The sequence below is a fragment of the Vibrio sp. QJM3NY_39 genome (assembly GCF_057785895.1).
On the sequence record NZ_CM173506.1, the window covers coordinates 186,156 to 204,323 of the forward strand.

The following is an 18,168-nucleotide window of genomic DNA, read 5'->3' on the forward strand; positions in this document are numbered from 1 at the left end:
TATATCACCATAATGCGCACGTTTGCCTGCGATACGGCGACCGTTAAATTTAATTTTGATCATTTGCGGAGGTAAAAAATGGCTGCTGATAATAACTACAGTCTTGGGCCGGTTCCTACATCGGCTAGGAAAGGAGTCGCTTCACTCACCATGGTAATGCTTGGACTCACTTTCTTCTCTGCAAGTATGTGGACAGGTGGTTCACTCGGGACAGGTCTTTCATTCAACGATTTCTTCCTCGCCGTACTCATCGGTAACCTAATTCTCGGTATTTACACTTCTTTTCTTGGCTACATCGGCTCATCTACTGGCCTCTCGACTCACCTCCTTGCTCGTTTCTCTTTCGGTACTAAAGGCTCATGGCTTCCTTCTGCTTTACTTGGTGGTACACAAGTCGGTTGGTTTGGTGTGGGCGTTGCCATGTTTGCCATTCCAGTTCAGAAAGCCACGGGCATTGATACCAACACCTTGATTGTTGTATCAGGCTTGTTGATGACGGGTACGGTGTACTTCGGTATTAAAGCACTCATGGTGCTTTCAGCGATTGCGGTTCCTGCAATTGCAATTCTGGGTGGTTACTCAGTACTGACTGCGGTAGACAGTGTTGGCGGGCTAGAACAGCTACAACTGATTGAGCCGGAAACACCAATGGACTTCTCAATGGCGTTAGCAATGGTTGTCGGTTCATTCGTGAGTGCAGGTACGTTAACTGCCGATTTCGTTCGCTTTGGTAAAAAGCCAGCGAGCGCAGTGTTAATTACCATGGTCGCATTCTTCATCGGTAACTCACTGATGTTTATTTTTGGCGCGGCAGGTGCAGCAGCGACGGGTCTCTCTGACATTTCAGATGTGATGATTGCGCAAGGACTACTTCTTCCAGCGATCATCGTTCTTGGCTTGAATATCTGGACAACCAATGAAAACGCACTTTATGCGTCAGGTCTTGGTTTATCCAACATCACTGGTCGCTCAAGTACTACAATGTCTATCATTAACGGTATCGTAGGTACGATTTTCGCGCTTTGGTTGTACAACAACTTCGTCGGCTGGTTAACCTTCCTTTCGCTGGCAATTCCACCCATTGGTGGCGTAATCATCGCCGACTTCTTTGCGAACCGTAAACGTTACAAAGATTTTGCAAAAGCAGAGTTCCAAACCGTTAACTGGGCTGGCATTATCGCGGTAGCAACAGGCGTAGCCGCCGGTCACTTCCTTCCTGGCATCGTTCCTTTGAATGCCGTGTTTGGTGGTGCAATCAGTTACCTCGTGCTTAACCCTCTATTGAATAAAAACGCTCTGAAATCTCAGGCCGCTTAAGGACACACTATGACAACCTTATTAATCAAGAACGCGAAGCTTCAAGACCAAGACGGCTTGAAACAAATCCTGATTGAAAATGGTCAATTTTCTCGCATTCTCGATAATGACGCACCAATCAATCATCAAGGTGACATCCTTGATGCTGAAGGTGGCATTGCAGTTTCTCCTTTCTGTGAACCGCATATTCACCTAGATACGACGCAAACGGCTGGAGAACCTAACTGGAACATCTCTGGTACTTTGTTTGAAGGTATTGAGCGTTGGGCTGAGCGTAAAGAATTGTTATCAATCGAAGACGTAAAGTCTCGTGCGAAACAAACTCTGAAATGGCAGATTGCTAACGGTGTTCAACACGTGCGTACTCACGTTGACGTATCTGATCCAACGTTAGTTGCGTTACGCGCGATGGTTGAAGTTCGTGAAGAGATGAAAGAGTGGGTCGACATCCAGATCGTTGCATTCCCTCAGGAAGGTATTCTTTCATACCCTAACGGCAAAGAGTTGCTTGAAGAAGCCGTGAAAATTGGTGCTGACGTTATTGGTGCTATCCCTCACTTCGAATTCACTCGTGAGTACGGTATTGAATCTCTGCACTATGCGTTTGAGCTTGCTCGCAAGTACGACTGTCTGATCGACGTTCACTGTGATGAAATCGATGACGAGCAATCTCGCTTCGTTGAAACACTGGCAGCCCTTGCGCACAAATTCGACATGGGTGAAAAGGTAACGGCAAGCCATACTACAGCAATGGGTTCTTACAATGGTGCTTACGCATCTCGCCTATTCCGTCTATTAAAGATGTCTAGCATTAACTTCGTGGCAAACCCGTTAGTGAACATCCACTTACAAGGCCGTTTCGACGACTACCCGAAACGTCGTGGTGTGACTCGTGTTAAAGAGATGCTAGCGGCTAATATCAATGTGTGTTTCGGCCATGATGATGTGTTTGACCCATGGTACCCGCTGGGTACAGCGAATATGCTTCAAGTTCTGCACATGGGACTGCACGTAACACAAGTTATGGGCTACGACCAAATTAACACCTCTCTTGATTTAATCAGCAAGAACTCAGCTCGTACATTGAACATCCAAGACAACTACGGTATTGAAGAAGGTAAGCCAGGAAGCCTGCTAATTCTTCCTGCTGACGATGGCTTTGATGCCGTGCGCCGCCAAGTACCAGTGCAGTACTCAATTCGCCACGGCAAGGTAATCGCAGAGACTCAACCAGCGAAAACAAAAATTAATTTAGATAAAACTGAAGATATCAACTTCAAACGATAATATCGTCTATACTAATGATGAAAAGGAGGCTTAGGCGTCCTTTTTACTTTGTCACGGCGTGTAATTTTATAAAACCATCAGCTATTTCAGGTGGTTTTGTTAACGAGCACAACATGACAAAAAAACTCGCTGATTTCTCAATCAATGAGTGTACAACCGGAAAGACTGTGTTAACATGCACTCGCTCTGTTAGCCGGAGTTATTTAAGTTAGATGAATAGTAAAAAATGACATGTAAAATCGTTACCCGTTTTTGTAAGTAGTTTTTCCTTATTTCTTAGCAACATTAAATAATTCAATTATCAGCGCATTGCAGTAATGCAATCAACAATTTAGAAAATTTATGAATAAGGGACAAATTATGTCTAACACAAATACTGGCACTGTAAAATGGTTTAACGAAGAGAAAGGTTTCGGTTTCATTTCTCAAGACAACGGCGGTGCTGACGTATTCGTACACTTCCGTGCAATCGCTTCAGAAGGTTTCAAAACTCTGAAAGAAGGCCAAAAGGTTTCTTTCGAAGTTGAAAACGGTCAAAAAGGCCTACAAGCAGCAAACGTTGTTGCTCAATAATTAGCTTTTAGCTAAAAAGAATTTTAAAGCGCTGATTTTTATCGGCGCTTTTTTGTATCTGCTCATAAATATTTTCATCCTTTCCCTCTCTCGATTCAAATTTCTGCGTTACTTCTTCAATCGAGTTACTTCTCCAATCGATTCTGAAATCACAGTTCTCTCCCAGACTAAGGTTTTAATAAAAAACTTAACCTATGTTCCATAATGAATAACCAAAAATATGGTTAAAGAACAATCCATTAGACACCATTTATGAATACGCAATCGATATTCATAATAAAAATGAGTTATTTATCCAATCCTCATCGATTAATCATATAATTTTTAAAGCAAAGACCTGCGAAATCCGCTAACCTTGTCCACAAGTGGCTTGAGTTAGTTTGGTATCTGCAGTAAAAATAATGAAAAAAGACGAATTCCAGAAATCCACCGCTAATCTAAAAAAAGCGGTACCTCTTATGATGAAGAACAGAGTGTCTACCACACCTGCAAATTACGCACTTTGGTACACCTATGTCGATAATGCTATCCCACAGTTAACTAAAGACATGGATGGTGTTTTAGAACACTACGGCATTTGTCCTCCAGCCGTTGGTGAGCAGCTTTACAACAATTACGTTGCGAGCAAATCTGAAACCAATATCAACGATCTTCGCGCTAACCTAGAACTGTTAGTTTCTGAAGTTTCGAATTCAATGAATGATACTCTCACCGATACCTCCGCTTTCTCCGACATGATCGATCAAAGCTTCGAGGATTTGGCTCGTGTTGATAATGAAAGTTTATCGATCGACGAAGTCATGTCATTGGTTCGTCAGTTGGTTTCTGAGTCTCGTCATATTCGTCACTCTACTCAGTTTCTAAATTCTCAGCTGCACTCTGCTACATCAGAAATTTCCAAGCTTAAAACCCAACTTGTAGAAGTGCAGAAAGATGCGCTCTTTGACAGTACAACGACACTCTATAACCGTCGCTCTTTCGACCGTGATATAGAAACCTTGTGTGAAGCAAAAGAATCTTTGTGTTTGATTCTTCTCGACATCGATCATTTTAAAAATTTCAATGACACCTATGGCCACTTGTTTGGCGATATGGTTCTTAAAGGGATAGCTCGCAAGCTGAAGTTAAGTTGCCGTGAGGGTATTTCTGCGTATCGATTTGGTGGTGAAGAGTTCGCACTCATCGTGCCAAACAAGTCTTTGCGTATTGCTCGTCAGCTCGCTGATACTAATCGACGCTCTCTAGAAAAGCTGTCTATTAAAGATCGTCGCAGTGGTCAACAAGTCGGTAGTATCACCGCATCGTTTGGTGTCGCTGAACTTGAGCCCGGTGAGTCGGCGCAATCACTGATCGAACGAGCTGATAAGTTACTTTACGAAGCGAAATCACTTGGCCGCAACCGAGTCATGCCTCTTTAAGGTTTCACCGCTGGTTCTGCTCAATGAGAACCCGTGAACGCGAATTGATACACATTTAAAAAACAACAAAAAGCCCCAAAGACTAACTAGTACATTAATCTTTGGGGCTTTTTCGTTGGCTATGTGTATCGGCTTAGTACTTACTGGGGTCAAACCCTCCAGCGTTCCAAACCTTATTTCATACGACTAAAGCTGGTAACAATAATTCAGGCAGTAATCTTCACCACTCTTTGCTCTGAACTCTTTATCTTCGCTGCATGCCTTTGGTTTGCCCTTTGCATCACCTTGAATCAAGCTGATCCAGTGGCGCATTGCTGCAATGGTCTCTTCGCGCATTGTGGTGGTTGCTTCTACTGGCGATTGACCGAACGTGGTGCATGATTCTAACTGAATATCATCGATCTCTACCAATTCAATACACCCTGTCCCTTTATGACATCCAAACATCACTTCTAAGTGACTGCCACTGCCATCTCGGAACAAGATAGAGTCTGGGTCATTCTTCTCACCCATGTACGCTACAAACTGTTTAGGGTGCTTTAGGCCGCTGTGCTGACCATCTTTAAAGTAAGCCATGATATGGCGGTAATCAACTACGTAGCTGGTTACGTCTTGATGTGAACCATTCTCTAGTGGGAACAGTCGATCAAGCAGCTGTTTTGCTTTCACTTGCTTCTCTGTTTGCTGGTTGGCACTGATTGTCTCCACGGCAAAGACAGCTTCAGCGATAAATGGTTTTGATTGTTTTTGGATTTCTGTTTTATCGAATGTAAGCATATTCATAGTCTTTCCCTCTTGACTAGCCCGGTGATAACCACCGATTTCTACAGCAAAAATGTGTCCTAGAGCAATTATTCCAAACTAACGTTTAACTTATTTGTCATTTTGTGAATTGCTTAGTTTGTAGATTAGCGCTTTTTTACATACAATTTCACAACAAAAATTTTACAATGTGAATTTTACAAATATGGCCTTGTCAAAAAGTTTAGTTCGTCAGTCTCATTTCCTAGGTACGAAAATACGTAACCTAAGAAAACGTAACCATTTAACGATGGAAGATCTGTCTGCGCGTTGTATTCGAATCAACCCAGAATACGCACCTTCCGTTTCTTACCTTTCAATGATTGAACGTGGAAAGCGTGTGCCAAGCATCGACATGCTGGAAGTGATTGCGCAGGTTTTTCAGAAGACCCCAACGTGGTTCCTCGACGACGAATCAGAACAACAAGCCATTGCACCTGACAAAGGGAATCGTGGTGGAATAAGTGGCATGGCACTCGAGCCTAGCTTTCTTTTCTCCAACGACATCCTGCAGATTGCGATTCCTGAGATGCTGTCACAAACGGGGATCTCTGGCCGTCAGTTTGCGCACCTCTTGATTAGGGCACACCAAGAAAGCAACCAGAACCACTTCCCTGACCTTGAGCGCGCCGCAGAGGAGGTTGGCCTAAAACGTCTTAACCTCAGCGTAGAAGACCTTATAGACATCGCTAGAACCCTTGGTATTAATATCCGCTGGGTTACGCGCACGCCGCAAGACGTGGTTGACGAGCTAGGAATTAATGCCAAGCAACTGGTTACTTCATTCTTTGAGCCTCCCGGTACGATCTTTTTAAACGAAATTCTCAAAGAGTACCCCACTCGTCTGAAATACGATCTCTCGGTTTATATCGGCCATTGCATTCTGCATAGCAAAGAAGGATTAAAGAGTGTGTTGTCGGTCGGTAACAACAACACATGGGATGACAACCAGGTTTCAGGCTCTTCACAGCTGAACTCTCAAGACATTCTGCAAGCGTGGCGAGACTTTGAATCCAGCTTCTTTGCAGGAGCACTTCTGTGCCCGAAAGTCCCGTTTAGACAGCTGCTTGACCGCACAGGTTACGAAATAGACGTTCATAAGAGAGCGGGGGTTTCCCCCTCTGTTGCGATGCGTAGAATGACGGTAGTATCGCCCTACCCTCACTGGCACTACTTTGATGCTTATGGGCCGGGGAAACTCAAGGCGGTATACCGCGGGAACGGGATTCCACTGCCTTGGGGGAATATGAGAACGGTCGCTGACCCATGTCAACATTGGGCTGTATTCCGTCGATTGTCAGAACCTCGGGCAGGTAGCTCAGCTCAGATCTCCATTTTAAATGTGGGAGATGAGCCAAGAATCTATTGCTGTGAATCCATCAATATGACGGATCCTGCGGGTAACAATCGCGTGTTGTGTGCTGGTATAGACTTAAACCCAGCGATTGATGCTCAAGGCGGTAATTCAAGAGATATAGCAGAGCAGCTTAAGGCGTCATGCGTCAACAATGGTGGCTCTGTGGTAATCCCGCGTAACATCAAGAAAGATCTCACGACAATAGCCAAGATTCTAAATATAAATTGGATTGAACGTGGGATTGAGACAGAGGCTAGGCTTATCTGCTCCAGAGGTGGAGAGTGCCCTCGCCAACCAAGCTGTTACTCGAAGTGTGGTGAGTAAAAAAGTAAAACCAACAAGTAGAACTCAAAATTCAGGCAAAAAAAAACCAACCACAATAAAGGTGATTGGTCATATATTTTGTGTGAACAATATGGGTTCACTAACAACGTCAGTTGGCTAGGTGACCCTCGGCTTAAGAAGGGTCACCATTACTAATGCAGCATACGTGCCAACTTTTAAAACACGTATTTACTAAGCATCTGAACACGTATTGGCCGTAAATCCCTGCTTGTTTTGCAAACTGGAATTGCAAATTGCAAAGATCCACAAAAACGCTAGTGATTATGTTGTTATTAATAAATCATTAACGAATCATTACCTTTCCTCTCAATAGCGTATTTCTTTTTGATTCAGTCGTTTTTACGGCCAAGAAATCACTTCTAATTCGCAAAATAATACCCATAAAAAAACGCGAACATTGAAATTCAATATTCGCGCTTATTCGAGTTAAATTGCAGAAATTCGCTACGCTAATAAACGAGAACCTTTTAAAAAAGTAATTCTCGTTACTGAAACGCTACAAAGCTACCTTATCAACCTTTCGCTCTACCAAAGAGCTACTATTTCTGAGGTGCAGACTTAGAACGGCTTCTAGATGGTGAAGGCTTGTTACCTGTAGGCTTATTACCTGCTGATTTGTTCGATGGTTTGCTCGAGCCATTGCCGCCACCGAAACCAGACTTCTTAGGTTTACCTGCACCAGCTGGCTTACCAGAACTATTCGTAGAAGGCTTGTTTGCCGCATTACCACGCTTATAGTTACTGCCATTATTTCTTAAAGATTTATCATCACCCGCAACTGTTGAGTTGCTGTCAGAAGCTTTGTTGCCTGAATTAGGCTTGTTCGCATTAGGCTTACGCTTAGGAGCAGAACCTGAACCAGAGACATGACGCTTGTTCTTACCTGCTGGTTTGTGCCCGCGAGCATTCTCACCAGAACGTTGACCATCAGAGTGTTCACGTGTCTTTTTCGGCTTCTTAGGCTTAATCGGACGCGAATCCAAACGAGATTCAGGCAGTTTGTTTACAGGTGCAAAACCTTCAAGTTCACGGCGCTCAAGCACTTGCTGAATAAGGCGCTCGATACCAAACAGTTCACCCACTTCATCAGCACAAACCAATGAAATTGCCTTACCCACTTCACCAGCACGGCCAGTACGACCAATACGGTGAACGTAATCTTCTGATACGTTTGGAAGGTCGAAATTCACTACTTGAGGCAGTTGCGGAATATCGATACCACGCGCTGCAATATCTGTCGCCACTAATACTCGGACTTTACCCGTTTTGAAGTTCTCTAGGGCTTTCGTACGCGCGCCTTGGCTCTTGTTACCATGAATAGGAGCCGCTGAGATGCCTTGCTCGTCAAGGAAGTGTGAAAGCTTGTTTGCGCCATGTTTCGTTTTGCTAAACACAAGCACTTGTCGCCAATCATTATCTTTGATGAGCTTTGCTAGCATTGCGCTTTTTTTCTTTTTATCTACTGGGTAGATGCTTTGCTCAACGGTTGGTGCTGTTGAGTTCGCAGGGCTTACCGAGATTTCAACTGGGTTGTTAACTAAACCTTTCGCCAAGCCACGAATATCATCAGAGAACGTCGCTGAGAACAGTAGGTTTTGGCGCTTCTTAGGTAGAAAAGCCAAGATCTTACGGATATCGCGAATGAAGCCCATGTCTAGCATGCGGTCAGCTTCATCTAGCACTAGAATTTCTAGTTGATCAAAACGCACAGCATTTTGGTTGTATAGGTCAAGTAGACGACCCGGTGTTGCTACCAGTACATCACTACCTTTACGCAATTTTTGCATCTGAGGGTTAATTTTCACACCACCAAACACCACCGTAGAAGTAAGAGGTAAGTTAATACCATACTTCACTACGCTGCCATTCACTTGCGCAGCAAGCTCACGGGTTGGTGTTAGCACTAGCGCACGTACCTGGTTCTGACGTACGCGAGGGCCTTTTGACAGCATTTCAAGAATAGGTAGCGTGAAGCCTGCAGTTTTACCTGTACCTGTTTGAGCAGCGGCCATAACATCTTTGCCCGTTAGGACAGCAGGTACGGCTTTCTCTTGTATTGGTGATGGCTTATCGTAACCTTGTGCTTCAATAGCTTTAAGGATCGGTTCAGAAAGGCCCAGGGAGGTAAAACTCATAGATTATTTTCTCAGTTGAATAACATTTAGTATGAGCAACGCGCAGAAAGAAGTCGTTGCTACAGCTTTCGCTCATCAATTGGATTGATAAGGAGCAAAGCGCGGTATTCTGAGGCTTTTCCCCACATTCAGCAACTAAATTCTAATCACAGCTCCAATTCAACCTACATAACTTGTCGCTTTTGTTCGTACATTTTTTCATCAGCCGCTTTCAAGAGTGCATCGACATCATCGTAGGTATTGTTATGAATAACCCAACCGACACTAATTCGAAGATAAATTGAGTACGTCTCGTAGACCACTGGTGTCGTACATATCACCTTACGAAGTTTAGCCACAATCGACGATACATGTTGATCATCGATGATGCGTGGCAATAAGACTAAGAACTCATCCCCCCCTATCCTTGCCACGATGTCTGAACCGCGCAACTCACTCTTTATACGCTTGGCACATTCAACTAACACCTGATCGCCAGCTGCATGACCAAACGTGTCGTTGATCGCTTTAAAACCATCGAGATCGATATTCACAACGGCAAAGGTTCTCGCTCTCTGCTTTTGAGTGGTTTTAAATGCCTGCTTGAGGCTGTACATGAAGTATCGACGATTCGGTAACATCGTAAGCTCATCATGCATAGAACGGCTATCAGCAATTAGATACAGGCGATAAATAGTAATAAAGGCAATCGCTAGTACTAACATTATGGTGTAACCCACCAGCCTTACCGCTTGAACTCGATACCAAGGCACGTCCATCAATACATGCTCATTACCGGAGAGAGCAAGGTACCAACCACCGTAAGGAAAGCTCACCTGCTCGGAGGCAAACGCATTATCGAACACATCCTGGGTGCCATAAAAGACAGGGCCATCTTTACCCGAACTGTTGGCACCGCGAATCGCGAGTTCGTACTTGTTCTCGATTTTCCCAATTCCGACATCGTCAAACAGCTCATCTAAGCCAATAACAGCACTGGATACACCCCAATAGTCTTGATTAAAAGGTGGGTCTCGAAAGATCGGAGTTCGCGTAATGAGGGCTTGACCACCTTGAAACAATTCAAAAGGCCCAGCAATAACAGTGTTACCGAGATTACGGGCTATCTCAACAGACTCCCATTGGTTTGGATAATCGCGATAATTAATACCAAGAATCTGCTCATTGCCTTCCATTGGGTAAACAAAGTTTAGAATATCGTCTTTGGCCAGTGCGATAAGTCGAATATGGAAGCCATCTTGAATGATATTCTCAGCAATCTTGTCCCAATTCTTCACCTCACTATCAGGGTTGATGGTCACTAAGGTAGAGAAATTGTTGAGGATATACATATCAGACACGATCGCGGCTTCGATCCGAGAACGAATAATGGATAATTGTTTTTTCCCCTCAGAATACGATTCATTCTTAAGAAAAGTTAATTGCTTGGCGTGAAAGAACTCAATCGCGCCTACTATCGCTAGGAAAAAAAGAAAAGATACTACTTTGGCAGACCACTGCTTGCTAGAACCACTTGGCATTTACGAACCTCTAACACTTTTGTTCTATATACTGCCTTATAACGGCTCATTTCTGGCTTATTGCTCCAGTATGCCGCTAAGTCACTAAAAATCTATACTAACGTCTACTATCTATCAAATATTGTGCCATTCATCACTTCAGGTCTGTTGGTTATACTAATTGCTTAATCAAAAAGGGTTAGTGAACCTTATAAAGCTTACATTGTATTGACTCAAACCTTACATTAAAGGATTCATCGATGTTATTTTACATAGACTATTAATCAGCTTGGTACCTCACGACATGAAGCTAAAAACGATTACACTGTGCACATTATTATCGGCCTCAGTTACGGTCGCTGTTCACGCACAAGAGAACGCTCTGGCGACAAATGTAACGAGTATTCAAATCCAAGCAGATTCTCTTAACTCTCAAGAACAATCTTTTAAACAGTCTGCTGATCTGATACGCACAACCTACGAAAGCCAACTTTACACTCTGGCTGCATTTAAAGAGGGTCACTATGGTTTACGTATGTATCGACAAACATTAGACGATAAGTATTCCGCCGCCGTATGGAGCGACATGGCACGTGTTGCTAGTAAGCTTAGCGGCCTGTCGAATGACGTTCAAACCATGGAACAAATCGTACTCTACTCAGAAAAGCGCGTAGCTTCGTATGTGGGCGACAACGATGAACGCAGTGTACGCCGTTACAACATCACTAAACATATGCCTGAATACCTTTATCTCGGTGTTGACCTACTCGGCTCTATGGCGCGAGCCAATGAATACGGTTTAGAGCACAAGAACGATACCAAGCTTCGTGAGATTATTCGTCGTTACGACTTTTCACGATACGTGACCAATGAAGATATGGTGAAAGCGTGGGCAGCCCAACTCGCTAATCAAGTTTACTGGCTACGCCAATTGGGTGAGCAAGATGTGGTTGATGAGTTTGTCGAAACTTTCAAAAAAGCCTACCCAGATTCCCAAGACAGAAAGCTATCAAGCCAGCAATACGGCAATAAGATCTATGGTATGACACATGTGATCTTTGGTGATTCAGAATATTACCAACATCAAGTAAGCGAACAAGAACACCAATGGATCTACGATTACTTCAGAGAGAACATTGATACCATTCTGCTGCGCGCTAAAGAAGATGTGATTGCAGAGGTTGGATTAACCTTCTTATTAGCTGGCTTAGAAGATGACCCTGTAGTCGAAAAAACGCGACTCGCTATCCAAGCTTCTATCGACAAAGAACACGGCATGATCCCTTCTATCACTGGTGATTTCGACCTTGAGTACGGCGAACATCGCAACGTGTTGGCGATCATGTTACTTGATTGGCAACAAGTGAACGAAGCACCGACGTTAAAAGGCAACCCTAGGGTGTTTACTACGATTCCGTATGGGCTAATTGAAAACCAGCCATTGAGTAAATAGAAACTCTGGAGTTCATCTATAAAACCCAAAAAGCCGCAAACCTCTCAAGGTCTGCGGCTTTTTACTGCTTGCTACATCAGTACTCGTATCAAGATAAAAATGACATCATGCTCCTGACACGGTTTTGTTCATCACTATCGTAAAATCCCCTGCTGCATATCCTTCTATCAAGGAAACATCGTCACAGAGTGTTTTACAGAATCGATATACGCCTTGAGGGTGATAACTCATCAAGGTATTGCGTGATGGATAATAACTTGAGTTCAACAGATTGAAGATCACCGTATGATTCGCAAGATCAAACATGCGAGTGATCATATCAGTAAGGTAATCTGAATCGCGTGAGTTGTAATTGAGCGAACCACTGGCGATAACCACATCGTGTGCTTCGAGGCTCATCTTACTCATGTCACCCGATAAAAACTGGCAGCGTTGTTCTGTGTAGTTTTGCTTGGCCTTTTTTAGGAAGTCTGCGTGTTGATCAACGCCGGTGTACGATTGAATTCGATAGATGCTGTCGAGCAGTTCAAACAACTCGCCATAGCCACAACCCAAATCTAAGACACTCTTCCTTTCGAAGTCAGCCGAACGAGCGATCACTTCGAAGCGACACAATTGACTCTCTTCGCTCGTCCAACCTAGAGCTTTAGCCTTGTCACCATTCGAGCGGTTAGTCTGTTTTCGATGGTACCAATACACCTTAAAACGATCACGCCAGTGCATTACGTAAAGTCCACCTGAACTTTTCGACCACCAGCCTGTTCTTGATTGTGGTATTGCCAATCATATTGTGCGAGTAGCCTTTCTGTTAACTCTAAGCCGAGGCCAAAACCTAATTCATTATCTTCGATTGAGCCATCCGTATTGCAATTAACAATAACGACTCTTGAACCCTTTTGGACGATATCTACAGTGCCATTCCCTGTGTGCTGATAGGCGTTCCGAATCAAATTGGTCAACACAATGCGTGTTAGGCCGGCTGGTAGCTGATATTGTGATTCATCACTCTCTAAGCTAACCGTAACTGGTTTCCCATTGAGTAAGTAGGTTAAGTCGTGGTTTATCTGTTGCAACATATCGCCAAGATGAATGTTATCAAGAGGCAGGTCTTTGTCTTGTTGTCGGGTGAGCCACAACAAAGTTTCTGTCAGGTCTGTCATAGTGAAACCCGCGCGCTTAATTCGGTCTATCACTTCAAGCTGCTTTTCTGGGCTCTTACCCTTTTGAATCAGCTTCTCTAGCAGTTCACTGTTGGTTCTTGTGACAGCAATAGGGGTACGTAATTCGTGGCTCGCATAACCCAAGAACTTCTGTTCCCGCTCTAAGCTGTTTTGAACAGAGCTCAAGCTATCACGAATGATGTTAGCCAAGGTGTTCAGTTCACTGAAGTGAAAATCTGGTGTGGGTTCATTGAGGTTGTCTTTGTCTAACGACTTAGCCCAGGTTTTTAACTGTTCAACAGGCGATGCTACTTTACGTAATATCAAAACTAAAATCGCGAAAAACAGGACAATCGCGGCTAACGCAGTCAGGAAAATTGTCACAAAGTGAGGCAGTGCCTTGTCTTCTAAGAAATGGTCTTGTTTTTGGTTAAACACAGCAGAAACGTAACGCACTTCGGCTCCCTTCATCACTTTCATAACAAAGTAACCTTCTTTTGGCGGTGCAAAGATTGACTTACCAAGAACCTTTTTTTATATGACATTTAACTCAACGTTACTCTGCTCAATATGAGTTTGAATACCTTGTGGTAAATCGCTCCATTGCGTTGCAACCGTAAACTCTTGATTGGTCATAGGCTTGCCCAGTTTCACAACCTCTTGCTGAGCTTGAGCAATCATAGAGCCACGCATAGCGACATCCATACCTGAGATAAAGTAATTTATACTCAATGCTGATAGAACCAGAATCGTCGTTACGCCCGTAACCAGAATCGCCAGCAATACATAGATTCTTAAGCTTGGTCTAATCTTCATCCTTCTGGTTGCTCCTTAATCGCAAACCCTTTGCCCGCAATGGTATGAAGTAATTTGTTCTCTTGTTCAGCATCGACTTGTTTACGTAGATTGAAAATATGCACTTTTAAGCTATTACTGTCTGGTTGATCATCGCCCCACACGCCCTGCATGATCGTCTCTCGTGAAACAGGATTAGGACTAGATCGCATCAAAACTTCTAAGATTTTGAGCGCAGTTGGGGAAAGCTTTAGAGGTGAGTTCGCACGATAAGCTTGATGCTGTTTAAGGTCGATCTCCAGATCACTCACCGATAAGCGGCTAACCTGACCACTGCGCCGCTTTGCCAATACTTGAGCTCGAACAATCAACTCTTCCATCGCAAATGGTTTGATCAAGTAGTCATCGGCACCTTTTGAAAAGCCTGTCAGCTTATCATCAAGCGTATCACGCGCCGTCAGCATCAATACTGGTGTGTCGATCCCCTGTGCCCGCAAGTTCTCACAAACCTGCAAGCCATTCATTTTAGGTAAGTTGAGATCGAGAATTACTGCGTCATAGCGATTAGTTTCAATTAGATTGAGTCCAGCTAAACCATTTGCTGCATGATCACACTGGATGTCTTCTAAATCGAGGTAATCAATAACAGCAGTAGCCAAATCGAGGTCGTCTTCAACCAAAAGCAATTGAAGCTTATCTGTGAGTTTATTAGTGACGGATTCTGCCATCATGGCGACCTCTATTTTAGTTATATTGTGGCTAGTAATGCGCAGTTCTGTAATGCCTTAGCCTATTGAGCCTGACTGCTAATGAACCTAAACAGATGCTGCTGAGACTAACTCAGCATCCACCCGTTAAATATCATCATTAGCTTAGCCATGGTTAAGCCGTTTGTTCAACGCCTTTGACTCGATTTGTGACTTTAAGAATCAGCGACTTAATCTCACACTGAATCATTAGTAATGCTGGCGTCAGAATCAGCGTAATAAACGTCGCAAACAAAATGCCGTAACCTAGTGCCGCCGCTGCAGGGATCAGGAATTGAGCCTGCAGAGACGTTTCACTTAATAGTGGCGTCAAACCTGCGAACGTGGTGACCGATGTGAGTAACACGGCTCTTAGTCGACCAGAACACGCTTCAACAATCGCATCGTGAACCGACTTGCCCTGCTCTTTGATTAGCTCATTGAAACGAGAAACCAACAACAAGCTGTCATTCACCACCACACCACTCAACGCTAGAATACCGTTTAGCGATAGGATACTGATTGTTAAGTCATTCCACCAGTGCCCTAAGATTGCCCCAACAATACCAAATGGAATCGCCGTCATGATAATCACAGGCTGAATGTAAGACTTCAATGGGATAGCAAGTAAGGTATAGATAGCAATCATCGCGAGTACAAACATACTCATCATTGAGCTGGCCGTCTCTTCTTGTTCTTCGGTTTCGCCTGCAAAATCGACCGTTAACCCTGGATATTGCGCTTCTAGATCCGGGACGAATGTGTCTTGCAACTGATGAACAAGCTCAGCAGGCGCAACCACCTCTTTGTCCAATACTGCACTGATGTACACTGCACGTTGGCTATCAATGCGTGTGATCTCTGATACTTGGTAGTCTGAATGCACCTCAGCAACCGTACTCAAAGGCACCACGGTACCGTCGTTGGTTCTCACGCTCGATTGCTTGATATCCGCAATGGTTTGACGATCCGACTCTGGGTAACGAACTCGAACTTTCACCTCATCTTTACCACGTTGGAATTGCTGAACGATGTCACCACCAAACGCCTGTAATACTTGCTGTGAAAGACTTGCCGTATCAAAACCTAACGCACGACCTTGTTGTGTTAATTCGAAACGATACTGAGGCTCACCCAGATCCAAGTTATGATCAATGCCACTCACACCGTCAATAGCTTGAAGCTTGGTTAAGAACTCATTGCCGGCCGCCGAAACTGATTCTTCATTCCACGCTTTTAATTCTACTTTGAAGTTGTCGACCATCTCCATTTTAGACAAGATCTTGAGCTTCTTAACCCCTTCCATTTGGCCCACAGTCTCTTGCCAAGCATCTGCAAACTCGTTCGATGTGTAAACACTGTCGCTGTCCAATTCAATTTTCACTTGGCCAGAATCATCGGCATCGGCGATAACCTGAAGGCTAAGCAGTTCCGATGATTCATCTTGAACACCGTATTGCGCTCTCAGAGTTTCATCCGTTTGTGTTGCCGCCGCTTCAAGCACTAGCAAGTTCTGTTGTGTTTGACCAAAGCTCGCGTCGTTTTGCATCGACATGTCAGCAGTCACGGTGTCGCCCGGCATATCAGGGAAGAATGCCACACGTACCGCCCCAGTCATTGGTAGCCCTGCCACTAAGATTAGTAGCGACAAGAAAACCATCACCACGGCATAACGCAGCTTCAGCGCCCATTCAATCACAGGGCAATAAATGCGCTTATTAAACCAACCGAGTCCAGTATCGGCAGCATGTTGAACACGAGCCCACAGCCCCTTTTTATCGCTGCGCTTGGTATTAATGTGCGCGAGGTGCGATGGCAGGATGAACTTAGACTCAACCAAAGACAGCAACAAACAGATAGTCACGACCGTGCCGAACTGAGCGTAAATCTGACCCATTTTACCTTCAACGTTAGCCAGTGCTAAGAAAGCAACAACCGTCGTTAGCACACCAAATATGGTTGGTGATGCCACCTTCATAGTGCCTCGAATAGTACTGCCGATCGAGTCGCCTTCTTCTTTGCGTGTGGAGTAGATACTCTCCCCAACCACCACGGCATCATCGACGACTATTCCGAGCGCCATAATGAAACCAAAGGTGGTCATTTCATTGATGGTTAACCCCATAAAGGTGTCTGTCATGAAGAACATGGTGCCAAAGAATACGAACGGTAAGCCCGCAGCCACCCAGAAAGCGACACGCACATTAAGGAATACCGCTAACACGATGAACACCAAAGCAATACCCGTTAACGCGTTCTTCACCAACAGGCTCAAACGGTCTTTGATCATGGTACTTTTGTCGTACCACGTTTCGATTTCGACATCGCTCGGCAGCATGTTGCTGTTTTCCCAGCGATCTACCACTTGTTGAGCCTGTTCAACGATGCTGACGACATCTCCATATTCATCCATCACGATCTGAATCGCCATTGCATTATGTTGGTTGTAACGAGAAAGCATGAAGGTATCGTCGGCAAACATGTCTTCAACGTTGGCAATGTCACCCAGTGTAATTTGCGTACCATCGGTGGTAGTCATTACCGGAATCGCGTTGAAATCTTGGATCTCGTACGCCTGATCAGACACCTTCAAACGAACCGTTTTCTCGCCATTGCGAAGGCTCGTCGAAATAGCCGCAGAAGATTCCGCATTGATCGCTTCTGAAACATCAGTCAGGGTTAATCCATAAGCTTGAAGTTTATTCTCATCAACCTCGACCGAGATCATAGGATCGGCTTTAGCCTTAATCTCTAAGTCACGAATGGCCGATTGGCTCAGTAAATCCGACTTTAGTTGCTCAGCTAAGCTCTGCAGCGTTGCTCGGTCTGCATCCCCATAAAGCTGTACCCATAAGGCGTGGTCTTGCATGCGAGCCTTATCAATCACAGGATTGTCAGCGCCCGCAGGCAGGTTATTGATCGCATCAACCTTAGTTTTAACGTCGGTTAACAGAGTATCAAGATCATAGGTGCTCGTTTTCTCAATCGAGACGTGGCTGCCGTTCGCATCAGAAGTCGACGTAATACGCTTAATACCCGGCACAGTTTCTAACGCATCTTCGATCTTGATCGCTAACCCTTCTTCCGCTTGAACAGGGTCACCACTGTCATAAGTCACTGAAACTGTGACAACATCGGGTTCAAGACTTGGGAAGGCCTCTTTACGTAACGTGTTAAGCGATAACACGCCAATAATGATCACGCCCACTAACAATAAGTTCGCTGCCACAGAGTTGTTAGCAAACCATGCAATAGCGCCTGTATGCTGCTTGTTTGACATGA

At 44.4% G+C, this 18,168-nt stretch carries 12 protein-coding genes and 1 pseudogene; 6 read left to right on the top strand and 7 right to left on the bottom strand.

The window, feature by feature from the left end:
* The first annotated feature begins 78 nt into the window (after positions 1 to 78).
* From codB to AC3CHU_RS16905, 4 genes are all read left to right on the top strand, one after another.
* A complete protein-coding gene (codB, locus tag AC3CHU_RS16890; protein ID WP_032545837.1) occupies positions 79 to 1,317 on the top strand; it encodes a cytosine permease in 1,239 nt (412 codons plus the stop codon).
* Positions 1,318 to 1,326: 9 nt separating this feature from the next.
* The gene (locus AC3CHU_RS16895) at positions 1,327 to 2,604 is read left to right on the top strand and encodes a cytosine deaminase (RefSeq protein WP_488525992.1); all 1,278 of its coding nucleotides are present in this window, start codon (positions 1,327 to 1,329) and stop codon (positions 2,602 to 2,604) included.
* A 360-nt stretch (positions 2,605 to 2,964) separates the two neighbouring features.
* Positions 2,965 to 3,177, top strand: coding sequence for a transcription antiterminator/RNA stability regulator CspE (gene cspE / locus AC3CHU_RS16900; RefSeq protein ID WP_004730009.1), 213 nt, complete (start codon positions 2,965 to 2,967; stop codon positions 3,175 to 3,177).
* Positions 3,178 to 3,578: 401 nt separating this feature from the next.
* The gene (locus tag AC3CHU_RS16905; RefSeq protein WP_004730002.1) at positions 3,579 to 4,595 is read left to right on the top strand and encodes a GGDEF domain-containing protein; all 1,017 of its coding nucleotides are present in this window, start codon (positions 3,579 to 3,581) and stop codon (positions 4,593 to 4,595) included.
* Between the two features lie 186 nt (positions 4,596 to 4,781).
* Here the strand turns inward: AC3CHU_RS16905 and AC3CHU_RS16910 are convergent, their stop codons facing one another.
* Positions 4,782 to 5,378, bottom strand: a complete 597-nt coding sequence (locus AC3CHU_RS16910) for an aldolase/citrate lyase/malate synthase family protein (protein WP_054547138.1) — start codon at positions 5,376 to 5,378, stop codon at positions 4,782 to 4,784.
* A 169-nt stretch (positions 5,379 to 5,547) separates the two neighbouring features.
* Here AC3CHU_RS16910 and AC3CHU_RS16915 point away from each other — a divergent pair, with 169 nt between their 5' ends.
* Positions 5,548 to 7,077 (top strand): DUF3612 domain-containing protein, encoded by a 1,530-nt coding sequence (locus tag AC3CHU_RS16915; RefSeq protein WP_017085410.1) that lies wholly within the window; start codon positions 5,548 to 5,550, stop codon positions 7,075 to 7,077.
* Between the two features lie 560 nt (positions 7,078 to 7,637).
* Here the strand turns inward: AC3CHU_RS16915 and AC3CHU_RS16920 are convergent.
* Together AC3CHU_RS16920 and AC3CHU_RS16925 are read right to left on the bottom strand one after the other, a co-directional pair.
* Positions 7,638 to 9,233, bottom strand: coding sequence for a DEAD/DEAH box helicase (locus AC3CHU_RS16920; protein WP_488525993.1), 1,596 nt, complete (start codon positions 9,231 to 9,233; stop codon positions 7,638 to 7,640).
* Between the two features lie 164 nt (positions 9,234 to 9,397).
* The gene (locus tag AC3CHU_RS16925; RefSeq protein ID WP_488525994.1) at positions 9,398 to 10,753 is read right to left on the bottom strand and encodes a diguanylate cyclase; all 1,356 of its coding nucleotides are present in this window, start codon (positions 10,751 to 10,753) and stop codon (positions 9,398 to 9,400) included.
* 283 nt (positions 10,754 to 11,036) lie between these two features.
* On the opposite strand from AC3CHU_RS16925, the gene AC3CHU_RS16930 reads away from it, so the two are divergent.
* Complete coding sequence (locus tag AC3CHU_RS16930) at positions 11,037 to 12,185, top strand: DUF3541 domain-containing protein (protein ID WP_488525995.1); 1,149 nt, start codon at positions 11,037 to 11,039, stop codon at positions 12,183 to 12,185.
* Positions 12,186 to 12,290: 105 nt separating this feature from the next.
* Here the strand turns inward: AC3CHU_RS16930 and AC3CHU_RS16935 are convergent, their stop codons facing one another.
* The 4 genes and pseudogenes from AC3CHU_RS16935 to AC3CHU_RS16950 form a co-directional block, all read right to left on the bottom strand.
* Complete coding sequence (locus tag AC3CHU_RS16935) at positions 12,291 to 12,908, bottom strand: class I SAM-dependent methyltransferase (protein WP_488525996.1); 618 nt, start codon at positions 12,906 to 12,908, stop codon at positions 12,291 to 12,293.
* Positions 12,908 to 14,161: pseudogene (locus AC3CHU_RS16940) on the bottom strand (sensor histidine kinase). The gene AC3CHU_RS16935 and the pseudogene AC3CHU_RS16940 overlap by 1 nt, the downstream one beginning before the upstream one ends.
* Entirely contained in the window at positions 14,158 to 14,868 is a 711-nt protein-coding gene (locus AC3CHU_RS16945) for a response regulator transcription factor (RefSeq protein ID WP_065206266.1), read from the bottom strand. The pseudogene AC3CHU_RS16940 and the gene AC3CHU_RS16945 overlap by 4 nt, the downstream one beginning before the upstream one ends.
* Before the next feature lie 154 nt (positions 14,869 to 15,022).
* Positions 15,023 to 18,166: an efflux RND transporter permease subunit gene (locus tag AC3CHU_RS16950; protein WP_488525997.1), complete on the bottom strand. Its 3,144-nt coding sequence runs from the start codon at positions 18,164 to 18,166 to the stop codon at positions 15,023 to 15,025.
* Positions 18,167 to 18,168: the final 2 nt, after the last annotated feature.

Coding starts and splice junctions, on each gene's coding strand:
- AC3CHU_RS16935 (WP_488525996.1), bottom strand. CDS start 12,908: ATGCACTGGCGTGATCGTTTTAAGGTGTATTGGTACCATCGAAAACAG.
- AC3CHU_RS16895 (WP_488525992.1), top strand. CDS start 1,327: ATGACAACCTTATTAATCAAGAACGCGAAGCTTCAAGACCAAGACGGC.
- AC3CHU_RS16920 (WP_488525993.1), bottom strand. CDS start 9,233: ATGAGTTTTACCTCCCTGGGCCTTTCTGAACCGATCCTTAAAGCTATT.
- AC3CHU_RS16945 (WP_065206266.1), bottom strand. CDS start 14,868: ATGGCAGAATCCGTCACTAATAAACTCACAGATAAGCTTCAATTGCTT.
- AC3CHU_RS16905 (WP_004730002.1), top strand. CDS start 3,579: ATGAAAAAAGACGAATTCCAGAAATCCACCGCTAATCTAAAAAAAGCG.
- AC3CHU_RS16930 (WP_488525995.1), top strand. CDS start 11,037: ATGAAGCTAAAAACGATTACACTGTGCACATTATTATCGGCCTCAGTT.
- AC3CHU_RS16950 (WP_488525997.1), bottom strand. CDS start 18,166: ATGTCAAACAAGCAGCATACAGGCGCTATTGCATGGTTTGCTAACAAC.
- codB (WP_032545837.1), top strand. CDS start 79: ATGGCTGCTGATAATAACTACAGTCTTGGGCCGGTTCCTACATCGGCT.
- AC3CHU_RS16910 (WP_054547138.1), bottom strand. CDS start 5,378: ATGAATATGCTTACATTCGATAAAACAGAAATCCAAAAACAATCAAAA.
- cspE (WP_004730009.1), top strand. CDS start 2,965: ATGTCTAACACAAATACTGGCACTGTAAAATGGTTTAACGAAGAGAAA.
- AC3CHU_RS16925 (WP_488525994.1), bottom strand. CDS start 10,753: ATGCCAAGTGGTTCTAGCAAGCAGTGGTCTGCCAAAGTAGTATCTTTT.